This window comes from uncultured Cardiobacterium sp., assembly GCF_938028185.1.
Taxonomy (GTDB): Bacteria; Pseudomonadota; Gammaproteobacteria; order Cardiobacteriales; family Cardiobacteriaceae; genus Cardiobacterium.
Genome location: NZ_CALJAH010000398.1, coordinates 1 through 5,864 on the forward strand (window position 1 = coordinate 1; position 5,864 = coordinate 5,864).

Below are 5,864 nucleotides of genomic sequence, written 5' to 3' on the forward strand. Positions count from 1 at the left end.
CGGCGACGCGCCTTGTCTGAAACTTTCGGTGGATGGCTATATTTCGCCGGCACAGGGCATTGTAAATTTGGCGAGCCGTAGGCAGTCCATCAAAAAAGCGCCCCGGAGGACGCTTTTTCGTCAGGCTGCTGTTCAGCTTTCCTGCTGCAATACCGTGAGCACGCCCGGATTGGCGCCGACGCGGTCAAAATATGCGGCGAGACGGGCAAAGGCGGACACATCCAGCTTCAGCCCTTTCGCCCAGCGCAGCGTCATATAGACGTAAACATCGGCGATGGACAGTTCGCCCGCAAGATAGTTCTGCTCGGCAAGCGCCTCGTCAATGACACCATAGAGGCGCAAAATCGCCTCGCGTCCCTTCGCAGCCAGCGCCTGCTGCGCCGCCTCGCCTTCGACGAACCGTGCCGGGCCGAAGACGAAACTAAACTGTCGGTGCAGCTCGGCGTTGGCAATCACCAGCCATTGCCGCGCTTTCGCCCGCTGTTTGGCGTCGCCGTGGGTGAAAATCCCTGCCTGCGGCGCAAGGTCGTTGATGTAATCAATGATGGCGACATTTTGCGACAGCGCCCAGTCGCCGTCTTCCAGAAGCGGCACCTGCCCCAGCGGATTCAGCTTCAGATACGCCGGGGTTTTGATGCTTTCGCGGGATTCCGCCTGGACGCGGTAGGGCAGGCCGGACCATTCCAGCGCCACGTGCGGGGTGAAGGCGCAGCTGCCGGGGAAATAATGCAGAGTGAGCATGATGAAGAACTCCTGTTGAAAAAACACAAAACGTGCGGGACGCCGTTATAACAAAAAAACCTCGCCCACACCACGCAGCACCCCGTCTGCTTATAGCCATCCACCGAAAGTTTCAGACAAGGCGCGTCGCCGAAGGCAGTACGCGGTTGTACGGCGCGGGTTTCCCTAAAAAATGGCTCCGCCATTTTTTAGGGTGCCCGGCCAGGCGACGCAACACAGTATGAGGCTTTCGGTGGATGGCTATAACATTGCCAAACCGCCCGGCCGCCCCCATCTCCCCGCTTTCACCACCGGAAAACACCATGTTCAACTTCCTCCACAACCTGAAAAACCGCCTCTTTCCCGCCGACAGCCGCTGGCTGGACGACCGCGCCATAGCCGCCCTCACCCGCGCCGTCCAGGAAGGCGAACGTGGCCACAGTGGTGAACTGCGCCTCGTCATCGAACGCCGCCCGCTGCCCGCCGACACCACCGCGCAGAGCCGCGCCGAATGCCATTTCGCCACCCTCGGCCTGTGGAATACCGCCGACCGCAGCGGCGTCCTCATCTACCTCAACCTTGCCGCACGCAAACTGCACATCCTCGCCGATAGCGGCGTCAGCGCCGTTGTCCCGCAAAGCATCTGGGACGACCTCGCCGCCCGTACCCTGCGCGCCTTCAGGGCCGGCCACGAAACCGCCGCACTCGAAACCCTCGTCAAAGAAGCCGCCGCGCTGCTGCGCCAACACTTCGGCAAGGCGGACGACCCGCACGGCAACGAACTGCCCGATCACCCCGTCATCATCGAATAACCCCGCCATGTACCGTCTCATCGAAAGCGCCGACTACCGCACCCTGCGCGACCACTTCCTCGCCGACTACAACCACCACAGCCGCCGCGACCCGCTCGGCGACACCCCGCTCATCGTGCCGACCCTGCCCGTCGGCAACATCCTCGTCCAGACCCTTGCCAGCACGAACGGCGTCGCCAGCGGCATCACCCTGCGCCTCTGGCACAACTACGAATGGATGCTCATCGGCCGCATCACCGGCAGCCCATATGGCAGCCAGGCGCCGCTCAGCAACACCGCCATCCGCTGGGACATCTTCAGCTACCTCTACCAAAACGGCGACACCATCCTCGCCGACCCCAACCACCGCCAGCACGCACTATTGCGCACCCTCTACCCGCACGAAACCCATCTCACCGCCGCCATGACCCGCCGCCTCTGGAGCTACAGCGGCCAACTCGCCAACCTCTACACCGTCTACCTCAACCAGCGCCCCGACTGGCTCACCGCCTGGCAAAGCGACAACCCGCCGCCGCTGGACGACCTCCTCGACGGCGACGGCCTGAAAACCCTGCCACCCATCCTTGCCGACCACTACCGTGCCCACTACCAACAACAAAGCCGCCTCTGGCACGACCGCTTCGCTGCCATCCACGCCGCGCGCGAACAGCGCAACCAGGCCTTCTGGCACATCCTCAACACCCGCCCGCGCGCCCGCGAGCTGCTGCCGCGCTGGATACCCGTCTTCGCGCTGACCCGCATGACCGCCGCCGAACGCGACACCATGCAGCGCCTCGGCGAATACACCGACCTCACCCACTACCACCTCGCCGCCAGCGAACACTACATCGACGACATCGTGGACAGCCGCTGGCTGCGCGACCTCAAACGCCGCGCCGCAGGCAGGGCGACGGACGACCGCCACCGCGAACACGGCCACGAACTCGTCTCCCGCTACGGCAAACAACAACGCGACCTCGCCCGCCTGCTGCACGAACACAGCGACCCCGAACGCCCCGACACCCCCGCCATCACCCCGCACAACCTCCTCACCGCCCTGCAAGCCGAAATCCGCGAACTGCGCGAAGACCACATCGCCGCATACCTTGCCCAAACCGCCGCTAACTCCCCGCTCACCGAACAGCTACCCTCCCCCTGTGGGGGAGGGGCCGGGGGTGGGGTTCGCCCGCACACCACCGTTGCCGAAAGCACCACCCAAACCAATCCCCGCCCCTTCCTCACCCTTGCCATCCCGCCCGCCATCACCGCCAACAGCGCCCCCGAAACCCTGACCCTCAGCCAACTCATCCGCGACACCCAAAAACCGGCGAGCACCTACGCCCGCGCGCACCACATCGCCAACACCGCCGCGCAAACCCCGCTCGCCGCGCGCGAACCACTCGCGCTGACCCCGCTCGAACAAAACCAGGCCGAGCGCCTCATCATCGCCGCGCTAGAACAAAACCAGCCTGACCCGGCGGCACAACTCGCCCGCCTGCCCGCCTGGCCGGGCGGCATCGGCGGCACCATCCAGCTCGAACAAACCCTCGCCGCCTACCGCCAGCGCCAACACAGCCTGCTCGCCCGCGCCCGCCTCGACACCTGGCCCGGCCTCAAAGAACGCACCCTTGACCTCGGCGATCACACCACCCTCACCGCCCGCCTGCCCGGCGGCGGCGACACCTGGCCGCGCCTCAGCGCCAGCAAGGCGCGACCAAAACACCAATACCGCTACTGGCTCGAACACCTCGCCTGGAGCGCCAGCGGCGACGGCGGCACAAGCCTCATCCACTACGCCGACGACACCCTGCAACACCTCGCTCCCGTCCCCGCCGCCACGGCCATCGCCCAACTGCGCCAATGGATTGCCGTGCGCGCCTGCGCCCAACAAACCCTTTGGCTCGCCCCGGTCGAATTGATGCAGCCGTACTTGGACAACCTTGTCGCCGGCAAAGACAAAAACAACGACACACTCATCAAAGACTGGATAAACGACGACCGCAACAAAGCCGACGACGGCGACCTCTGGCGCCACCTCTGGCGCGGCCACGACCACGACACCCTCGCCGCGCGCATCGCGACAGCGCTCGCCATCCACGCCACACTATTGCAACCGCTCATGACATATAGCGACGCCTCCAGCTGAAGCGCCCGCACGAACGACGAAAAACATTGGTGCGGCATGAATTGCCGCATGGCCGATGTAAAATCGCCACCCAATCCTCCCCCTTGAACGCCCATGACCCAACCCTTGAACCGCACCCGCCTCACCCTCCTCCTGCTTGCCACGCTGCTTGCCGCCTGCGAACAGCCGAAAAAGTCCGCACCGCCGCCCAAAGCGACAACCACCGCCCCCGCGCAAAACAGCCAACATCCCGCACCTGCCGCGTCCGACATCGCCGCGCTTTCCAATGCCATGCACGGCGCCGCCAACCAGCAACCTGATGATGCGCCCAAAGACCCATATGGCGAACCCTACATCATTGGTACCTTGGGCGGCGTCCCGGTCAATCTGCCATCTTCCGTGGTACGTTTTGTCGAATACGTGGATTCCCCCGGTTGGGACATGGACAAAATCCGCAGCTATAACCCGCCGACACGCAATTATCAATCCATCATCAAGGCCTTTGACTTTGCCTTCCGCAACAGCGATGGCGCACTCTATGACGAAAGAAAACGGGATTTGGTCAAACAATACCGCGCCGAACGATCAGCAGGAAGCGATGATTGGGTCAGGGTGCTTATTAGCGCTGCACCTGTAGAGAACTCCAGAAAATACCCTTTGGATTATCTATACGAAACCAGTTTTCAGAAATGGGCTACCGCAGCAGAGGAACCATACGCATTTACCGGGGAATATCGCTATGGTTTGGAATATTATGTGGTCCCCGGAATAAATCCGAAGACACAAAAATCCTGGAGAGAGAAGGATGGAGTAGAGGATTTATTTATTTACAAAGGTTCAGATGGCCACGTTGTTACTTACATAAAGTGTTCAAATCACAATGTACCTTCGCCACCCTGCACCCATTATTTTGAAATGCTTTCTCCCATGAAGCTCGGTAATATTACATTGTCATATCATCGACAACACTTAAAATCATGGAAAGCAATTCAGGAAAAAGCCCAGGCATTTATCTTGACCTTCCCGGCAAAGACCGATTAAAACATCCAGATAACACCACCACTAATTACTCCGGCAAAGTGCCGACCCAAACCAACCGAGGCAATCATGAAAAAAAGCATCCTTATCACCGGCTGTTCCAGCGGCATCGGCCACTGTGCCGCCCATCTCCTGCAAGCACGCGGCTGGCAGGTCTTTGCCAGCGCGCGCGACGCCGCCGACGTGGAGCGCCTGAAAGGCGAAGGACTCAATGCCGTCCAGCTTGACCTCACCGAACCCGACAGCATCAGCATGGCGCTCGACTGGGTGCTCAAACAAACCGGCGGCACCCTCGATGCCCTCTTTAACAACGGCGCCTTCGCCATCCCCGCCGCGCTGGAAGACCTCTCGCGCAACGCGCTCGCCTACCAGCTCGACACCGGCCTGCTCGGCTGGCACGACCTTACCATGCGCATCCTGCCGGTGATGCGCGCGCAGGGACATGGCCGCATCGTCAACAACAGCTCCGTCCTCGGCCTTGCCGCGATGCGCTTCCGTGGCGCCTACACCACCACCAAATTCGCGCTCGAAGGCTGGAGCGACGTGCTGCGCCTCGAACTCGCGGGCAGCGGCATCTCCGTCAGCCTGATCGAACCCGGCCCCATCAAAAGCAATTTCCGTGGCAATTCCTTCCAGCAATTCCGCCAATGGATTGACCTCGACAACAGTCGCCACAAGGAGCGCTATCTGGCGATGACCAACCGTCTGCAAAGCGACAAGCCGCTGCCGTTCACCCTGCCGCCGGAAGCGGTGGTGCAGAAACTCATCCACGCCATCGAATCGCCGCGGCCGAAAGCGCGCTACTACGTCACCGCGCTCACCTGGCTGATGGGCACGGCGAAACGGCTGCTGCCGACCTTCCTCCTCGACAAACTCATCCTCTGGCTCGCCGCGCGCGAGAACAAGCGTTACCAATAACCCAGGCGGCGTGCCATGCAAACTGGCAAAAGCAAAAACCGCCCGCCCCCCCCTGCGACAACAATTATCGTGCCTTCCCTGCGAAGTTCGCAGGTTGGGTCAGGCGCTTGCGCCGTAGCCCAACGTAGAAATTGTTGGGTTACGCCCGTTCCTCGCTAACCCAACCTGCGGACGAAATCACTGTGTTACGCTCAATTGTAAACAGCCCTTAGGTGTTGGCGTATAGGACAAAATGGAGGCTCAAAAACGCTGTAAGCCTTATGCTGCAAGGC

At 61.7% G+C, this 5,864-nt stretch carries 5 protein-coding genes; 4 read left to right on the plus strand and 1 reads right to left on the minus strand.

Annotated elements, in window-relative coordinates; genetic code table 11:
* Window positions 1-132 precede the first annotated feature (132 nt).
* A complete protein-coding gene (locus tag Q0349_RS11635; protein ID WP_298081148.1) occupies window positions 133-741 on the minus strand; it encodes a glutathione binding-like protein in 609 nt (202 codons plus the stop codon).
* A 302-nt stretch (window positions 742-1,043) separates the two neighbouring features.
* On the opposite strand from Q0349_RS11635, the gene Q0349_RS11640 reads away from it, so the two are divergent.
* From Q0349_RS11640 to Q0349_RS11655, 4 genes are all read left to right on the plus strand, one after another.
* Entirely contained in the window at window positions 1,044-1,532 is a 489-nt protein-coding gene (locus Q0349_RS11640; RefSeq protein WP_298081149.1) for a TPM domain-containing protein, read from the plus strand.
* A 7-nt stretch (window positions 1,533-1,539) separates the two neighbouring features.
* Entirely contained in the window at window positions 1,540-3,657 is a 2,118-nt protein-coding gene (locus Q0349_RS11645; protein ID WP_298081150.1) for an exodeoxyribonuclease V subunit gamma, read from the plus strand.
* 93 nt (window positions 3,658-3,750) lie between these two features.
* Entirely contained in the window at window positions 3,751-4,677 is a 927-nt protein-coding gene (locus tag Q0349_RS11650) for a hypothetical protein (protein WP_298081152.1), read from the plus strand.
* A 66-nt stretch (window positions 4,678-4,743) separates the two neighbouring features.
* Entirely contained in the window at window positions 4,744-5,592 is an 849-nt protein-coding gene (locus Q0349_RS11655) for an SDR family NAD(P)-dependent oxidoreductase (protein ID WP_298081154.1), read from the plus strand.
* Window positions 5,593-5,864 lie beyond the last annotated feature (272 nt).